Genomic DNA, 16,864 nt, shown 5'->3' on the forward strand with positions numbered 1-16,864 from the left:
CATGAAGACCGTCAGACTGTCTGCCGACGACAATGTCGTCACCGCCACCCAGCCGCTGCAAGTGGGCGACGAGGGGGCCACCATGCTGATCCCGCGCGGTCACAAGATGGCCGCAGCGCCCATCGCCAAGGGGGAGGCGGTGCGCAAATATGCCAACCTGATCGGCTATGCCGCCGAGGATATCGCCCAAGGGGCCCACGTGCATACGCACAATCTGGAGTTTCGCGCGGTCGAGACCGATTATGAATTCGGGACCAACCTGCGGCCTGTGGCTGCGGCGACCACGCAGGATACGTTCCAGGGCTATCGCCGTGCCAATGGCCGGGTGGGTACGCGCAACTATATCGCGGTGCTGACGTCGGTGAACTGCTCGGCCACCGCCGCGCGCCAGATCGCGGCGCATTTCACGCCCGACAGGCTGGCGGATTACCCCAATGTCGACGGCGTCGTCGCCTTCGTCCACGGCACCGGCTGTGCGATGGGCGGCGACGGCACGGGGTTCGAGGTGTTGCAGCGCACGCTGTGGGGCTATGCGCGCAATCCCAACGTGGGCGGTGTGCTGCTGGCGGGGCTGGGCTGCGAGATGATGCAGATCGACTGGCTGATCGAGGCCTACGGCCTGACGCCGGGACCGCTGTTCCAGACGATGAACATTCAGGACGTGGGCGGATTGCGCCGCTGTGTCGAGCTGGGCGTGCAGAAGATCACCGCGATGCTGCCCGAAGTGAACCGCGCCACGCGCGAGACCGCGCCCGCGTCCGAGCTGATGGTGGCGCTGCAATGCGGTGGATCGGATGCGTGGTCGGGGGTGACGGCGAACCCTGCGGTGGGCCATGCCTGCGATCTGCTGGTGGCGCAGGGCGGCACAGGCGTGCTGGCCGAGACGCCCGAAGTTTACGGGGCCGAACATCTGCTGACCGCGCGCGCCCACGACCGCGCCACGGGCGACAAGCTGATCGACCTGATCCGCTGGTGGGAGGATTACACCGAACGCAACCGCGGCTCGATGGACAACAACCCCAGCCCCGGCAACAAGGCGGGCGGGCTGACCACCATCCTTGAGAAATCGCTGGGCGCCGTGGCCAAGGGCGGCACCACGCCCCTGATGGGGGTCTACAAATACGCCGAGCCCGTGACGGCGCGCGGATTTACCTTCATGGACAGCCCCGGATACGATCCTGCGTCGGTCACCGGGCAGATCGCCAGCGGCTGTACGCTGGTCTGTTTCACCACCGGGCGCGGATCGGCCTTTGGCGCAAAGCCGTCGCCGTCGATGAAGGTGGCGACCAATTCCGAGATGTACGCGCGCCTGCACGAAGACATGGACGTGAACGCGGGCACCATCCTGTCGGAAGGCCGCAGCGTCCAAGAGGTGGGGCGCGAGATCTATCAGATGTGGCTGCGCATGGCCTCGGGCGAGGCCAGCAAGTCCGAGGCGCAGGGCCTGGGCGATTACGAGTTCGTGCCCTGGCAGATCGGCGCGGTGATGTGATGCGGTTTTCGGCCAATCTGGGTTTCCTGTGGACCGAACTGACACTGCCCAATGCGATCCGTGCGGCGGCGGCGGCTGGGTTTGACGCGGTGGAATGCCATTGGCCCTACGACGTGCCCGCCGACGACGTGGCGGCGGCGCTGCGCGAGACCGGGTTGCCGATGCTGGGTCTGAACACCACGCGGGGCGGGCCGGGAGAGAACGGGCTGTCGGCGCTGCCCGGACGCAGGGCCGAGGCGCGCGCGGCCATAGATCAGGCGCTGGCCTATGCGCAGGCGACGGATGCGGCGGCGGTGCATGTGATGGCAGGCTTTGCCCAAGGCGATGCGGCGCACGCGGCCTTTGTCGATGCGCTGCGCTATGCCTGCGATGCCGCACAGGGGCGCGTGATCCTGATCGAGCCGCTGAACCATTACGACGCGCCGGGGTATTTCCTGCGCACCACCGCGCAGGCCGAGGCGATCATCGCCGAAGTGGGTGCGCCGAACCTCAAGCTGATGTTCGACTGCTACCATGTGCAGCTGATGGAAGGTGACGTGACGCACCGGCTGGTCCGGCTGCTGCCGCTGATCGGCCATGTGCAGGTGGCGTCAGTGCCGGATCGTGGCGCGCCGGATCATGGCGAACTGAATTATCCGCATGTCTGGGAGGTGCTGACACGGCTGGACTGGGATGCGCCCGTGGGGGCGGAATACAAGCCCGGCGAAGATACGGATGCGACGCTGGGTTGGCTGCGGGGCGCGCAGGCGCGCTGAGCCGCGCCGCGAAAGACCGGTGCCCTGATGGGCACCGGCGATTCTTGACAGCATGGCTTACTTCGAGGCCTGCTCCATCCAGGCGCGGTGACGGCGCTCGTCCGCCAGACCCTTTTCGAGGATGGGCCGCCATTCGGGGGTCGCAACCGAGTTGTTCAGCGCGGACTCATAGGCCGAGACCGTGTCGTCCTCGTTGGTCTTCATCGCGCCCAGGACGGCGCTGTCCCCAGCGAGGCTCGCCATCGCCACCTTGCCGGTGGTCAGCCACTGTTTCATGTCGCCCTCTTGCGGGCTGGGCACCCCCAGCTTTTCCGCAAGCGCGTTCAACTCGCGCACGTGGTCGTGGTGGTCGCTGCGGAACTCTTCGATCTTGGCGCGGTACTCGGCACTCTCGAGCTTTTCGATGGTGCTGTCATAGGCCGCGATCGCATCATGCTCCAGGATGATGAGATTGCGCAGCAGGTGGGTTTCTTCGTTTTCGGTTCCAACGGTGGTTACCATGACAGAACTCCTTTCAAGTTATGGGGTTACTGTTGCTCGGTCTGCGTGCCCGAATGGGGCCGCGCCTTGCCGAGGCTGGGCTTCTGGCCCAGCGGTTCTGGCTTGTCGCGCTTGGTGAACTCGCTGCGACCGTCGAGCGAGGGCCCGGATGTCCAGCGGCCCTCTGGCGTCGGCTCGTCGAGCGAGGTGTTGAGGAAGTAGTAGGAATGCTCGGTCGCCTCATGCTCTTGCGGCGTCGAGTTCGGGATCGGCATTTGCGCTTCGATGCCGCCCAGTTCTTCGATCACCGCCATCCATTGCTGCTGGTGCATGGTGTCGCGCGCGATCAGGAAGGACAGCATGTCCTTCATGCCGGTGTCGTCGGTCATGTTGTAGAGACGCGAGGCCAGCACGCGCCCGCCGCTTTCCGCAGTCACATTCGCCATCATGTCGGCGGCGATGTTGCCGGTGGCATAAACGTGGCTCATGTCGAAGGGCACGCCGTTCGAGTTGACAGGCATCGCAGACAGCCCCGACGACAGGATGTGGCGCGGGTTGGCGCCGCCCATGATCGCGTTGACGATGGGGTCCTTGGCCGCTTCTTCCTGTGCGGTCAGCGGTGCCCCTTCGAGGTTGAGAGCGACGGCGTGGCCGAGGAATTCGATATGCGACAGCTCTTCGGTCGCGGTCATCATCAGCATGTCGCGGTATTTGTCGTCACCGCGCGCGCCCATCGCCTGAAAGAAATATTGCATCGCGACGCGAATTTCGCCTTCGATGCCGCCGATCGCCTGTTGCAGGAACTTGGCGAATTGCGGATCGGGGGTGTCGACGCGCACTTTGTATTGCAGTTTGCTGGAATGGTGAAACATCGTGTTCTCCTGAAGTTGTGGTACGGAAAAAACACACGAAATTTTGTTTCGTTCCCGAGCTTTTGAACAAGGGTGAGCGCTGGCGAATTGCTGCTTATGCGGGAACCGGGCGCGTTCCGCGCGAGGGGTGATGGTGGCGTAAGGCGCGCGTGATCCTCAGCCGTCGAGGAAGGCAACCTGTTGTTCGCGCAGGGCGAATATGTCCTTGTCGTCCACGATTTCCACGTCGTCCAGGCACACGATCTGATCCCGCTTCAGGGGGCGCTTCAGCTTGATATGATGCGCAAGCCCGATGGGCAGCGCGTTCAGGCGGTGCGACCGGCTGGCGGGGATCGCCTTCGCCCAGACCTTGAAGCCGCCTTCGCCGTCGAGGTATTCGCCGGGGGCGAAATCGCCCTTGGACGTGGCCACTGCATCGCCCCGCCAGCGGGTCGATGACCCTGTCGCCTCGCCGCGCAGGCAGGCGTTCAGGACGGAGACAGAGGTCTCCAGCCCGATCAGGTGGAAGGGTCGCCACATCGAGCCGTACCAGCCGCTTGGGTCGGTCAGCAGCCCGTATTGCTGGAAACAGTCGCGGGTGTAGGCGTCGGGTGCGCGGAAGGTCACGAACATGCCGTACTGGATGTTGTTGAGCACCACGCGCCCGTCGGTTTCGCGGCTGGAGGCGATGTCGACCAGCCCGGCGCGTGCCAGTCTGCCGCCCTCGGCTTCGGGGCGGAACACGGTCGCGAGATCGTGCAGCCCGGCGGGGTGAAAGGCCACACCATCGCCGGGGCAGTCAAGCCCGGTGGCATTGGCGACGGCGGCCATTTCGATGGCGGCCTTGGTGCCGTCGGTAAAGGAATTGTACATCTTGGGGTTAAAGTCGCCTGCGGCCACTTCCGCCTCGCTCCACCCGAAATAGCCCCAGACCGTGTCGGGGGTGGAATAGCGGTAGGGCGGCGCAAAGTTCATGCCCTTGCCCGCCGCGCACAGCTCGAACCCGCAGGCGTGGACCCAGTCGACCAGCTCGCAGATGGCGGCGGGCTGATCGCCGTAGGCCATGGAATAGACCACGCCCTGTTGCGCCGCGCGGTGCGCCAGAACGGGGCCGCAGAGCACGTCCGCCTCGACGTTGACCATGATCACGTGTTTGCCCGCGTCGATTGCGGCCAGTGCGTGACGGGTGCCTGCGATGGGGTGGCCGGTCGCCTCGATGATGCACTCGATCTGGTCGCAGGCCAGCAGGGCGGCGACGTCGTCGGTGATGCAGGTGGTTCCCGATTGCACGGCCTCTGTCATGCTGGCGGCGTCGTATTGCTCGGCCGCCCAGCCGGTGCGCTGGAATGATCCGCGCGCTTTCTCGACGTCCAGATCGGCCACGCCCACCACATGGTAGCCGTCGATGAACCGCGCCTGCGCGAGGATCATCGAGCCGAATTTGCCCGCTCCGATCAGGCCGATGCGCACCGGACGGCCCGCGCTGCGACGGGCGGCGAGCAGGGATTTGAGGTTCATGGGGCGGGGCTCCTTCAGGCTTTCGGCCCAGAGGTTAGCACGGTGCAGGGGCCGCAACATTGAAGCTGTGCTTACCGTGCAGTTAAGGGATTTTAATTGTTCGGCGCGTGGTCCCGGTGCCATCTGGTGGCGGAACCAAGGGGGGCAGAGGCTATGACCACAGGTGAGGCCAGGCACGGATCGAACGTCAGTCTGGCGCGGCGCGCATGGGCGATCCGGCGCAACGCGCTGCGCATGGGCGAGGTGCAGGGGCAGGGGTACATCGGGCAGGCGCTGGGCGTGGCGGACGTGCTGGCCGTGTCCTATTTCCACGCGCTCAGCTACCGTGCGGACGATCCCGAATGGGAAGGCCGCGACCGGTTCCTTTTGTCGATCGGACATTATGCCATCGCGCTTTATTCCGCAATGATCGAGGCGGGCATATTGCCCGAGGACGAGCTGGAAACCTACGGCATGGACGACAGCCGCATGCCGATGTCGGGCATGGCCGCCTATACGCCGGGGATGGAGATCACCGGCGGATCATTGGGCCACGGCCTTGGCATCGCGGTCGGCATGGCGCTGGGGCTGAAGCGCAAGAAGAACCCCGCCTTTGTCTACAACATGCTCTCGGATGGCGAACTGGGCGAAGGATCGACCTGGGAGGCGGTGATGTCTGCCGTGCAGTGGAAACTGGACAACCTGATCGCCATTGTCGATTTCAACAACCAGCAGGCGGACGGACCGACCACGCAGGCCTTGGCGCAGGTGCCCGAGGCGGCGAAATGGCAGGCCTTCGGCTGGTACGCGCAGGAGGTGGATGGCAACGATCTGGACGCGGTGGTCGCGGCCTTTGACGCGGCCCGCAACCACGGCGCGGCACAACCGCGCGTGATCATCTGCAACACCACCATGTGCAAAGGCATCCCGTTTCTGGAAAGCCGCGAGATCACCCATTTCGTGCGCGTCGAGCCCGAGGAGTGGGCCAGGGCGCTGGAGATACTCGACGGGGAGAAACCGCAATGAAGCCGCAGGAACTGTCGCGCCGCCAGTCGAAATACACCGCCCGCAAGGTGGCGTCGGGCGAACGGGTGGCCACATCCGCCATGATTGCATCGCTGGACGCCGAGGGCCGCGAGACCATCGCCGCCCCGTTCGGGCACGCGCTGGTCGATCTGGCGAAAACCCGCGAGGACATCGTCGGCCTGACGGCGGACCTGTCGAAATACACCGACCTGCATGTCTTTGCCAAAGCCTACCCGGATCGGTTTTACCAGATGGGCATGGCCGAGGCGGTGATGATCAGCGCCGCCGCAGGATTGGCCCGCGAGGGGTTCACGCCCTTCGCCACCACCTATGCGGTCTTCGCGTCGCGCCGGGTCTATGACTTCATCATCATGGCGATTGCCGAGGAAAACCTGCCGGTCAAGATCGTCTGCGCCCTGCCGGGGCTGACCACGGGCTATGGCCCCAGCCACCAGGCGACCGAGGATCTGGCGATCATGCGGGGCATGCCGAACCTGACCATCATCGACCCTTGCGACGCGGTCGAGATCGACCAGGCGACGCGCGCCATCGCCGACACGCCTGGTCCGGTCTACATGCGGCTGCTGCGCGGGCAGGTGCCGAATGTGCTGGGCGAATACGGCTACCGGTTCAAGCTGGGCCGCGCGCAGATCATCCGCGACGGGCGCGACGTGCTGTTCGTGTCTTCGGGGCTGATGACCATGCGCACGCTGGACGCGGCGAAGGCGCTGCAAAAGGACGGCGTGGATTGCGCCGTGCTGCACGTGCCGACGATCAAGCCGCTGGATGCGGAAACCATCATCGCCGAGGCGTCGAAGGGCGGGCGGCTGGTGGTCACCGCCGAGAACCACTCGGTGATCGGAGGTCTGGGCGAGGCGGTTGCGGCGACGCTGATGCGCGCGGGCGTGCATGTGCCGTTCCGCCAGATCGGCCTGCCGGACGCGTTTCTGGACGCGGGCGCGCTGCCGACGCTGCACGACCAATACGGAATTTCGGTCAGCGCGGTGACGGCTGCCGTGAAATCATGGCTTTGAAGGGGAACGGAATGCAACTTCTGGATGGAATGACGGCGATCATCACGGGGGCCGCCAGCCCGCGCGGTCTGGGCAAGGCGACGGCACGGCTCTTCGCGCAGCACGGCGCGCGCGTGGCGATCCTGGATCTGGACGCGGACGAGGCCGCCGAGGCTGCGGCAGATTTGCCGGGCACAGGGCACACATCGGGCGTGTGCGACGTGACCGACAAGGCCGCTTGCGACACGGTGGTCGCGGACATCATCGCCCAGTGGGGGCAGGTGGATATCCTGGTCAACAACGCGGGCATCACCCAGCCGCTGAAGCTGATGGAGATCGCACCCCACAACTATGACGCGGTGCTGGACGTGAACCTGCGCGGCACGCTCTATATGTCGCAGGCGGTGATCCCGCACATGCGCGCGCGGCGGCAGGGCAGCATCGTCAACCTGTCGTCGGTATCGGCGCAGCGCGGCGGCGGCATCTTCGGCGGGCCGCATTATTCCGCAGCCAAGGCGGGGATACTGGGCCTGACCAAGGCGATGGCGCGCGAACTGGCCCCTGCGGGCGTGCGGTCAAACGCGATCTGTCCGGGGTTCATCGCCACGGACATCACCGCGGGCAAACTGACCGACGAGATGCGCGCGCAGGTGCTGGACGGCATTCCGATGGGCCGCGCAGGCACGGCGGACGATGTGGCGGGTTGCGCGCTGTTCCTGGCCTCCAGCCTTTCGGCCTATGTCACGGGGTCCGAGGTCGACGTGAACGGCGGGTCTTTGATCCACTAGGGGATCGCAGGTGGTTGGCTTGCAAAATCAGCCGTTGTCGCCGCCTCGGCAAAAGCCTGCTCCGCGCGGCCGGGGCGTCAATTTTTCCAATGGCGCGCACCTCCGCAGAGAGTTCATCTTGCCCTTTGCTGCGATGCAGCTAAGGTCTGGAAATGTTCAATTTACCTGAAACCAATATTTTTATCCTGGAGCCAGTATCACGGCTCTATTACTTTGATAGACAGGACACCCGGCTGCCCAGGACAATGACGGCATTGGACGCATGGAATACGATCATGAGTGATCCGCAGCCATTGCTAAAAGTTGCATTTCGAATACGAGACGCGATTTCATCAGCGTTCGGGGTCAAGCAGATCGGTGGGTTTAGCGGAAATCCGGTTCATGGCATAGAGGTCGGAGAATACTTGGATTTTTTCCGGGTTGAGCATATTCAGGACGACTGCTTGGTCCTCACGGAGCGCGATCGCCATGTGGATGTCATGACCTGTATTTCCATCGACGGTGACACGCTTTCGGTCACGTCTTCCGTGTGCGTCCACAATCTGTTCGGTCGTGTTTACATGATCCCCGTCGGTATCGCCCACCGTTGGATCGTGCGCAGCATGTTCCGACGTTTGCATGACAAGAACCCCCTGCCTCTGACTGGATGAAGCGCTTGCGCGCCAATGCGCGCGGGTCTTCGGGGGATTGCCCACCTTCAAAGCGGACGCTGCTGCCAAGCCGCCTGGGGCACGATGTCCTCCACCTGCATCCCGTGGCGCGCCATCAGCGTCGCCATCTCTTGCGCGTGGGCTGCGGCCTGTGCTTCGGCCCAGGTCAGGAACACCTGCACGGGCCGGCGTTTGACAAAGCGGGCGGGGCAGCGAGCCCAGTGGGCCGCGAAACGTAAAACGGGCAGGTGCGGGCAGACCGGGACCAGCTGGCCCGCCTGCATTTCCGCCGTGGCCAGCGCCATCGATTCCAGCACCACGCCCGCGCCATCGAGGGCCAGTTGGATCGCCATCGACGAGCGGTCCATCAGCACCGTCTTGCGGTTGTTCGCCCCCGTCACGTCGTGGTGCCAAAGCCAGTAGTCCCACTGCACATGGGCGCGCGGGCTGTCGATCAGGCGGGCGTGGGCCAACGGGTCACCTGCGGGCAGTGCGGCCAGATAATCGGGATGCGCCAGCGGCAGGATGTGGTCGTGGACCAGCGGCTTGCACCACAGTCCCGGCCAGTCGCCGGTGCCATAGCGGATGTCCATGTCCATGATCTCGCGGTCGAAATCGGTGGGATCTGGGGCGGCGTCCACGCGCAGGTCCCAGTCGGGATGACGCGACAGGAAATCAGCCAGGCGCGGGCCCAGCCAGCGCACGCCAAAGCTGGGCGAGACGCGCAGGTTCAGTCGGTGCGCGGTGCGGGTGCGACCCAGATTGGCCTGCGCGTCGGTCAGCATCCGCAGTGCGGTGCCTGCGGTCTGGGCCAAAAGCTCGCCTTCGAGCGTGAGGCTTAGCACACGGCCGGTGCGGCGGAAGAGCTTTACTCCCAGTTGCTGCTCCAGCAGCTTGATCTGCTGGCTGACGGCAGAGGGCGAGACCGACATTTCCTCGGCGGCGCGGGCCAGGCTGCCACGCCGTGCGACCGCTTCGAAATAGGGCAGGGCGTGCAGATTGGGGGCGCGGCTCATGGCGCGCGCCTAGTCCGCGCCGGTGTCGGGGGTGTTATTGGTATCGGGGGCGGCCTGTTCCTGCTGGATCACGTCGATGATGTCCTCGCGCAGGTTGTCCAGATGCTCGCCGATGGCGGTGCGGATCGCCTGCGGATCGTGGGCGCGCAGGGCGGCCACGATCTGGCGGTGATGCGTGATGACCCGCTCGCGGTTGCGCCGCTTGACCGCCGCAAGGAACCGCGAGCGCCAGAGCCGTGCCAGAAACGTGCGGTGAATCTCGGCCAAGGGCGCGTTGTGCGAGGCGCGCGCGATGGCGGAATGAAAGCTCATGTCGATCTCGAACAGGTCCAACGGGTCGGCAGTGTCGAAGAGCTCGGCCATCTGGTCGACGATCTTTTCGATCTGGGCAATGTCCGCGTCGGTGGCCCGCTGGCAGGCCAGTTCGCCCGACAGTTTTTCGACAGCCAGCAGCACCTCGACCTCGTCCGAGACCTGGCTGATCGAGGGGATCGACACGATAGGGCTGCGGGCGGGGCGCAGGTCGACCAACCCCTCCTTGGCCAGTATCCGCACGGCTTCGCGCAGGGGCGTGCGGCTGACGCCCATCTCGGTGGCGTTGTCTCGTTCCTTGATGCTGGCACCGGGCGGCAGCTTGCCGCGCAGGATGTTGCGCCGCAGCTGGTTGGCGATCTGCTCTGAGAGCGGGTTGTCGGTCATGCCTGTGTCCATAAAGAAAGAAGGACCCATAGGGAAGGCGTCCGCATACCATACGGACAGGTCCTGTTCGCATTTTGGTATACCGAAATTTGTTGATTGTCGATATGCGACTCGCTAGGGTCAGACTGGATGGTATACCATCTTTGCCAACTTCCGGTTGAGGGGCTGGCATCAAAAATATGCGGCTCCAATGTCGCTCTGGGAGGAAAGACTTATGAAACTCAAGACACTTTTGCTGTCGACCGCGGCCGCTGCCATGGTTGCGGGCACTGCATTTGCCGAGGATGTGACACTGCGCATCCAGACCCACTATGCGACCGAGCACCCCACGGGCAAATTGCTGGCCCAGTGGATCGACGACGTCCAGACCATGTCCGACGGCGGCATCACGGTCGAAATGTTCTATTCATCCTCGGTGGTTGCCACGACCGAGACATGGGACGCCGCGATCAACGGCATTCTGGATTGCGACGCGACGGGCGGTGCCTATCAGACCGGCAAGAACCCCGCGTTCCAGTTCGTCGGCGACATCATGGGCGGCTATGACACGCCCTGGCAGCAGTACAGCTGGCTTTATTACGGTGATGGCTACGCCGCCGCGCAGGAGCTTTACAACTCGCAGGGCATGCAGCTGATCGGTTGGTCGATCTACGGTCAGGAATCACTGTCCTCGTCCAAGCCGCTGGCCGGTTTCGAAGACGTCAAAGGCTGGAAGTTCCGCTCGCCCCCCGGCATGGAAACCGAGATTTTCCAGGAACTGGGCGCGTCGCCCATCGTGATGGACTTTACCGAGATCTTCACCGCGCTTGAAACCGGGATCATCGACGGTGCGGATGCGTCGGGTCTGGCCAACAACGTGGGCCTCGGCCTCTACGACATCGTCAAACATGCCACCTATCCCGGCTTTCACTCGATGCCGTCGGACCACCTGGCGTGCAACCAGGACGTCTGGGAAGGTCTGACCGAACAGCAGCGCCGCATCATCGACACCGCTTGGCAGAAGCTGTCGTTCCAGGTCGCGCTGGCCAATGAGAAGGCCAACGCCGAAGCCGCTGCCGCGCTGAAAGAGCAGGGCGTGACGCTCTATGACTGGTCGGAAGAAGACCGGGCCGAGTTCCGCCGCGCCGCGCAAGTGGCGTGGGACGACTGGGGCACACGTTCGCCCGAGGCCGCGGCGTTGCTCGCCAGCCACAAGACCTATCTTGGTCAGCTGGGCCTGCTGAGCGGCAACTGAAGATGGACCGACACGTCTGAAGACAACACCGAAGGCGGGCCTGATGGGTCCGCCTTCTTTCACCGATCCGGCAGGGTCGGGAACACCACGTGGGGAGGCATGTGATGCAGGTAAAATCGCTTTGGCTGGGCCGGATGCGCGCACCGATCAAGATGGCGATGATCGGGTTCGTGGGGCTGACGGTCGTACTTTACGCACTTCTGGTCGGGCAACGGCTGTTCCTCGAGGACAGCTATGGCATGTACGAAATGATCCGCCCCGCGGGCAGGCCGATGGTGCAGGTGATGCTGATAAGTCTGGTCGCTGCGTTGCTGTTTGCATCGCTGTTCCTGTCGGACACCAAGGGCGCGATCGAAACGCCACCCGAAGGTTTTTTTGATCTGGTGTCGGTGGTGCTGGGCCGGCTGTCGATGATCATGACCGCCTTCGTGGTGCTGGTGATGTTCTACGAGGTCGTGTCGCGCTATGTCTTTTCGCGCCCGACGCTCTGGGCGAACGAGCTGTCATTGTGGATCGCGGCCTTTGTGTTCCTGCTGGCGGGGCTTTACGCCATGCAGCAACGCAGTCACATCCGCATCTACATCATCTACAACATGATGCCCCGCTGGGCGCAAAAGACGTCCGACACAATCGGGGTCCTGCTGATCGTCGGCTTTACCTTTGCGCTGGTCTGGGGCGGATATTCGGACGCGGCCAAGCGGTTCGTGCGGATGGAGACATTCGGCACCGCATGGGACCCGCCCATCCCCGGCATCATCAAGCCTGCCATTCTTCTGATCATCGTTCTGGTGGCCATTCAGGCCGTGTCGAACCTGATCGCGGATTGGAACAAGGACCCCGAGGCCTACACCCCGATGGATGATATCGACGAGACCGAGATCGCCAACATTCGCGCCACGTTGCATAAGGACTGAATTGAATGGTCGATATTGGCACCCTGTCCCTGATCATCCTGCTGGCGATGTTCGCGCTGCTGGCCATCGGCATGCCGCTTGGCTTTGCCTCGGCATTTCTGGCCGTCGTGACGCTGATGCTGAAATTCCCGCCCGACCTGTTGTTCGGCACCTTCGGGCGCGGCCCGTTGTCCGTGCTGGGGCAGGCGGTCTACCGACAGATGACGAACTATGTTCTGATATCCGTGCCGTTATTCATCTTCATGGCCGCGATGCTGGAGCGATCCGGCATCGCGCGCGACATGTATTCGTCGCTGAACGTCTGGCTCAGCCGGGTGCGCGGCGGCATCGCCATCGTCACGTCGATCATGGCGGTCATCATGGCGGCGATGTCGGGCATCATCGGCGGCGAAGTCGTGCTGTTGGGTCTGATCGCGCTGCCGCAGATGCTGCGGCTGGGCTACGACCGCAACCTTGCCATCGGCACGATCTGCGCCAGCGGCTCGCTGGGCACCATGATCCCGCCGTCGATCGTGCTGATCTTCTACGGGCTGGTGACGGAAACCTCGATCAAGGCGCTGTTCACCGCGTCGTTCCTGCCGGGGTTCATGCTGGCGTCGTTCTTTCTGATCTACATCGTGGTGCGGACCCAGATCAATCCATCGCTGGCACCGCTGCCGCCACCCGTTCCGGGCGAGCCGGAGGGGCGCGACAAGGGGCTGATGTTCCTGGGGTTCCTGTCGCGCTTTACCCTGTGGCTGACGGGGGTTCTGATGGCGCGGGCGCTGTTCTTTACCATCACCGGTGAAAACACCATCCGCGAGGGTCTGGACCCGATCCCGCTGGGCATGGTGTCCGACCTTCCGTGGATCGCCGCCACTTTCGTGCTGGCGCTGCTGCTGATCTTCTTCGTGGTGGGCCGCGAACGCACGGCCAAAGGCTGGAAGATGGGCAAAGGGCTGATCGCGCCGATTGTCGTGATCGGTGTCGTGCTCGGCTCGATCTATGGCGGGATCACCGGCATCACCGAGGCCGCCGGCATGGGCGTGATCGCGGTCTTCGTGATCGGGATGCTGCGCCGCGAGATGACATTCGACATCGTCTGGGACAGTCTGATCCGCACGCTGCGGTCCACCGGCACGATCATCTGGGTGACCATCGGTGCGGCGGCTCTGGCTGCGGCCTATACGCTGGTGGGCGGGCCCACATATGTGGCCAACCTGATCGTGGGGGCGGATCTGCCGACCATGGGCATCATTCTGGTGATGATGGTGGTGTTCCTGATCATGGGCATGTTCATGGACTGGGTCGGCATCGTGCTGTTGATCATGCCGGTGTTCCTGCCCATCGTGATGCGCCTGCCTGCCGAAGAGATCGGATTTCTGGGCAGTGTCGATGCACGCTATGTGCCGATCTGGTTCGGCGTGGTGTTCTGTATGAACATGCAGGTCAGTTTCCTGTCGCCGCCCTTTGGTCCGGCTGCGTTCTATCTGAAATCCGTGGCCCCGCCCGAGATTTCGCTGACCGACATCTTCCGGGGCTTTCTGCCGTTCATCGTGCTGCAACTGCTGGCGCTGAGCGTGCTGCTGGTCTGGCCGCCGATCGTGACGATCTTTCTTTGATCCCTGACCGGGCGCGGCACTGGCTGCCGCGCCCGACGTTCCTGCCCATCCTGAAGGAGTGACGTCCCATGCGCCTGACCGCTGAACACCACCGCCAATTTGCCAAGGAAGGCTATCTGGTCATCGACGACGTGCTGTCGCCGCAGGTGCTGGACGCTGTGCGCGCGGAATATGGCGCGCTGCTCGACCGGCTCTATGCGGGCTGGCAGGCCGAGGGGCGCGTGCCGCCCTGCGACGGGGATTTTTTCGAAAAGCTGCTGGTCGCCTACCGCGCGGGCTGCGACTGGTTCCAGCCGATGGATATCTCGCTGCCCGGTGACACCATCGCCGCCGACACGCCGTTTCATTTCGGCCCGGCGGTCTTCGACATGATCTCTGATCCGGGGCTGCTGGACGTGGTGCAAGAGCTGATCGGCCCCGAGATCACCTCGAACCCGATCCAGCACGTGCGGCTGAAGCCGCCCGCCGTGACGCTGGACCAGACCGAAGCGCGCGCGCACATCATGGCGACCGACTGGCATCAGGACCGCGCGGTGGCCCATGCGGAGGGCGACGCGACGCAGATGGTTACGGTCTGGCTGGCGATCACCGATGCGACACTGGAGAACGGCTGTCTGCAGGTCATTCCGGGTCGCCCGCAGATGTATCCGCACTGTCCCAAACGCCAGACCGCGATTGCCGATGGCTGTCTGGACCTGGACGCGGCACAGCCGCTGCCAGTCAAGGCGGGCGGTGCGGTGATCTTTCACCCGCTGACGCCCCATGCCTCGCGCGACAACGTGTCGGACGCATTCCGCTGGTCGTTCGATGTGCGTTACAACGTGACCGGCCAGCCGACCGGGCGCAGCCATTTTCCCGAATTCGTCGCCCGGTCGGCCAGCGCACCGCAGACCGTGCTGCACGACTGGCGACAGTGGCGCGATGCATGGCTGGCAGCGCGGGCCCAGTTGTCGGGTCAGGATCACATCCCGATCCATCGCTGGTCTTCGGATGCGCCTGCCTGTGCCTGATGCCTGATGTTTGACCCTTCTTCCCTCTGCGATGCCTTGGCCGCGTGCCGCCCTCTGGACCTCTTGGCCGGACCACCTTACGCATCGTGTGCAGGGTCGGCGCGGACCCGGTGCGCAACCGATCCAGAGGGACATTGAATGCCGCATATCGTACAGCCCCGCGAAGACCGCACGGCGATGGGATTGGCGGCAATGGCCGGTGGCGTGCTGTTCTTTACCCTGATCGACAGTTCGGCCAAATGGCTGGTGCTGGCGGGGCTTCCGGCACTTCAGGTGGTGTTCGTGCGCTATGCCGTGCATTTCCTGCTGGCGCTGGCGGTGTTTGTGCCCCGCGAAGGCCGCGAGGCGCTGGTGTCGATGGCACCAGCCCGGCAGATCCTGCGCTCGGCTTTCCTGCTGGGCAGCACGGCGCTGAATTTCAACGCGCTCTACTACCTGCCGCTGACGGTCACGACGACGATCATGTTCGCGGGGCCCATCGTGGTGACGCTGCTGGCGATCCCGCTGTTGGGCGAACGGGTGGGCAAGCACCGCATCATCGCAGTCTGCGCGGGCTTTGTCGGCGTGCTGGTGGTGATGCAGCCCTGGGGGGCCGAATTTCACCCCGCGATGTTCCTGAACCTTGGTGCGTTGATCTGCGCCTCGCTCTATTTCCTGATGACGCGTCTGCTGGCAGGCATCGAGAGCAACGCGACCAGCCAGACCTGGTCCTCGGGGCTGGCCACGATATGTATCGCGCCCTTTGCGCTGTCGTCGTGGATGTGGCCGCAGGCCCCCGCAGACTGGGCGTTTTTCCTGCTGGTCGGCGTCTTTGGCGGCACCGGGCATATTCTGGCGACCTGGGCACACCGCATGGCCGATGCGTCGATCTTGGCGCCCGTGGTCTATATCCAGATCGTTCTGGCCGCCGTCGCGGGCATCGTGTTCTTCGACCAGTGGCCGACGATCTGGACGCTGGGCGGCGGGCTGATCATCATCGGCGCGGGCTTCTACATCTGGCAGCGCGAGCGCATTCTGGGCAAGCGCGCCGCCGCCAATGTCGCACCGCACTGAGTTCACGCAAAGGGAGAGAGAGAATGGGCAGACTGGAAGGCAAACGCGCGCTGATCACCGCCGCAGGGCAGGGGATCGGACGCGCAAGCGCGCTGGCGATGGCCGCCGAGGGGGCGCAGGTGTTCGCGACCGACATCAGCGCCGACGCCTTGGCCGCGCTGAAGGGCGACGGAATCGAGACGATGGTGCTGGATGCGCGCGACACGGGCAGCGTGAACGCTGGCGTGGAAAAGGCGCGGCCCGACGTGCTGTTCAACTGCGCGGGTTTCGTGCACCACGGCACGGTGCTGGACGCAAGCGACGACGAGTGGGACTTTGCCTTTGATCTGAACGTGCGGTCGATGTTCCGCACCATCCGCGCGGCCTTGCCCGGGATGGTCGAGCGTGGATCGGGCGCGATCGTCAACATGTCGTCGGCCTGTTCGTCGATCATCGGCGCGCCGAACCGGTTCATCTATGGCACCACCAAGGCGGCGGTGATCGGGCTGACCAAATCGGTGGCGGTGGATTACATCAAGCAGGGCATTCGCTGCAATTGCATCTGCCCCGGCACCGTGGAAAGCCCCAGCTGGCACGACCGCGTCAAGGCGCTGGGCGACCAGATGGGCAGCTACGACGCCGCGTTGGAAGCTTTCGTCGCGCGGCAACCCATGGGCCGTGTGGCCAAGGCCGAAGAGATCGCGGCGCTGGTCGTGTACCTCTCCAGCGACGAAAGCGCATTCACCACCGGGCAGCCGCACGTGATCGACGGCGGCTGGTCGGGTTGACCACCCTGATATCAAGAA

At 64.3% G+C, this 16,864-nt stretch carries 17 protein-coding genes; 12 read left to right on the forward strand and 5 right to left on the reverse strand.

Going from position 1 to position 16,864, the window contains the following annotated elements:
* The first annotated feature begins 1 nt into the window (after position 1).
* Positions 2-1,492, forward strand: a complete 1,491-nt coding sequence (locus NTA49_RS10790; protein WP_258294771.1) for a UxaA family hydrolase — start codon at positions 2-4, stop codon at positions 1,490-1,492.
* Entirely contained in the window at positions 1,492-2,247 is a 756-nt protein-coding gene (locus NTA49_RS10795; RefSeq protein ID WP_258294772.1) for a hydroxypyruvate isomerase family protein, read from the forward strand. The genes NTA49_RS10790 and NTA49_RS10795 overlap by 1 nt, the downstream gene beginning before the upstream one ends.
* A gap of 57 nt (positions 2,248-2,304) precedes the next feature.
* Here the strand turns inward: NTA49_RS10795 and NTA49_RS10800 are convergent, their stop codons facing one another.
* The 3 genes from NTA49_RS10800 to NTA49_RS10810 all read right to left on the reverse strand — a co-directional run bounded on the left by NTA49_RS10800 (position 2,305) and on the right by NTA49_RS10810 (position 5,096).
* On the reverse strand, positions 2,305-2,748 hold the full coding sequence (locus NTA49_RS10800; RefSeq protein ID WP_258294773.1) for a ferritin-like domain-containing protein: 444 nt from the start codon (positions 2,746-2,748) through the stop codon (positions 2,305-2,307).
* Between the two features lie 26 nt (positions 2,749-2,774).
* Complete coding sequence (locus NTA49_RS10805) at positions 2,775-3,599, reverse strand: manganese catalase family protein (RefSeq protein WP_258294774.1); 825 nt, start codon at positions 3,597-3,599, stop codon at positions 2,775-2,777.
* A gap of 156 nt (positions 3,600-3,755) precedes the next feature.
* Positions 3,756-5,096, reverse strand: a complete 1,341-nt coding sequence (locus NTA49_RS10810; RefSeq protein ID WP_258294775.1) for an NAD(P)H-dependent oxidoreductase — start codon at positions 5,094-5,096, stop codon at positions 3,756-3,758.
* Positions 5,097-5,249: 153 nt separating this feature from the next.
* On the opposite strand from NTA49_RS10810, the gene NTA49_RS10815 reads away from it, so the two are divergent.
* The 4 genes from NTA49_RS10815 to NTA49_RS10830 all read left to right on the forward strand — a co-directional run bounded on the left by NTA49_RS10815 (position 5,250) and on the right by NTA49_RS10830 (position 8,552).
* A complete protein-coding gene (locus NTA49_RS10815; RefSeq protein ID WP_258294776.1) occupies positions 5,250-6,101 on the forward strand; it encodes a transketolase in 852 nt (283 codons plus the stop codon).
* Positions 6,098-7,135 (forward strand): transketolase family protein, encoded by a 1,038-nt coding sequence (locus NTA49_RS10820; RefSeq protein WP_258294777.1) that lies wholly within the window; start codon positions 6,098-6,100, stop codon positions 7,133-7,135. The genes NTA49_RS10815 and NTA49_RS10820 overlap by 4 nt, the downstream gene beginning before the upstream one ends.
* Positions 7,136-7,146: 11 nt before the next feature.
* Entirely contained in the window at positions 7,147-7,902 is a 756-nt protein-coding gene (locus NTA49_RS10825) for an SDR family NAD(P)-dependent oxidoreductase (RefSeq protein WP_258294778.1), read from the forward strand.
* A 152-nt stretch (positions 7,903-8,054) separates the two neighbouring features.
* On the forward strand, positions 8,055-8,552 hold the full coding sequence (locus NTA49_RS10830) for a DUF2867 domain-containing protein (protein WP_258294779.1): 498 nt from the start codon (positions 8,055-8,057) through the stop codon (positions 8,550-8,552).
* Between the two features lie 47 nt (positions 8,553-8,599).
* Here NTA49_RS10830 and NTA49_RS10835 read toward each other — a convergent pair whose 3' ends face one another.
* Both NTA49_RS10835 and NTA49_RS10840 read right to left on the reverse strand, forming a co-directional pair.
* The gene (locus tag NTA49_RS10835; protein WP_258294780.1) at positions 8,600-9,568 is read right to left on the reverse strand and encodes a LysR family transcriptional regulator; all 969 of its coding nucleotides are present in this window, start codon (positions 9,566-9,568) and stop codon (positions 8,600-8,602) included.
* Between the two features lie 9 nt (positions 9,569-9,577).
* Positions 9,578-10,267, reverse strand: coding sequence for a GntR family transcriptional regulator (locus tag NTA49_RS10840; RefSeq protein ID WP_258294781.1), 690 nt, complete (start codon positions 10,265-10,267; stop codon positions 9,578-9,580).
* Positions 10,268-10,481: 214 nt separating this feature from the next.
* Between NTA49_RS10840 and NTA49_RS10845 the strand changes: the two genes are divergently transcribed.
* The 6 genes from NTA49_RS10845 to NTA49_RS10870 all read left to right on the forward strand — a co-directional run bounded on the left by NTA49_RS10845 (position 10,482) and on the right by NTA49_RS10870 (position 16,846).
* On the forward strand, positions 10,482-11,501 hold the full coding sequence (locus NTA49_RS10845; protein WP_258294782.1) for a TRAP transporter substrate-binding protein: 1,020 nt from the start codon (positions 10,482-10,484) through the stop codon (positions 11,499-11,501).
* 104 nt (positions 11,502-11,605) lie between these two features.
* Positions 11,606-12,415 carry a TRAP transporter small permease subunit gene (locus tag NTA49_RS10850; protein ID WP_258294783.1) on the forward strand — a complete coding sequence of 270 codons (810 nt, stop codon included), beginning with the start codon at positions 11,606-11,608 and terminating at the stop codon, positions 12,413-12,415.
* A 5-nt stretch (positions 12,416-12,420) separates the two neighbouring features.
* A complete protein-coding gene (locus NTA49_RS10855; RefSeq protein ID WP_258294784.1) occupies positions 12,421-14,016 on the forward strand; it encodes a TRAP transporter large permease in 1,596 nt (531 codons plus the stop codon).
* A gap of 68 nt (positions 14,017-14,084) precedes the next feature.
* Complete coding sequence (locus NTA49_RS10860; protein ID WP_258294785.1) at positions 14,085-15,026, forward strand: phytanoyl-CoA dioxygenase family protein; 942 nt, start codon at positions 14,085-14,087, stop codon at positions 15,024-15,026.
* A gap of 138 nt (positions 15,027-15,164) precedes the next feature.
* Positions 15,165-16,079, forward strand: a complete 915-nt coding sequence (locus NTA49_RS10865; protein ID WP_258294786.1) for a DMT family transporter — start codon at positions 15,165-15,167, stop codon at positions 16,077-16,079.
* A gap of 23 nt (positions 16,080-16,102) precedes the next feature.
* Positions 16,103-16,846, forward strand: coding sequence for an SDR family oxidoreductase (locus NTA49_RS10870; RefSeq protein ID WP_261368260.1), 744 nt, complete (start codon positions 16,103-16,105; stop codon positions 16,844-16,846).
* Positions 16,847-16,864 lie beyond the last annotated feature (18 nt).

The sequence above is a fragment of the Pseudosulfitobacter koreensis genome (assembly GCF_024733015.1).
GTDB classification, from domain to species: Bacteria; Pseudomonadota; Alphaproteobacteria; order Rhodobacterales; family Rhodobacteraceae; genus Pseudosulfitobacter; species Pseudosulfitobacter koreensis.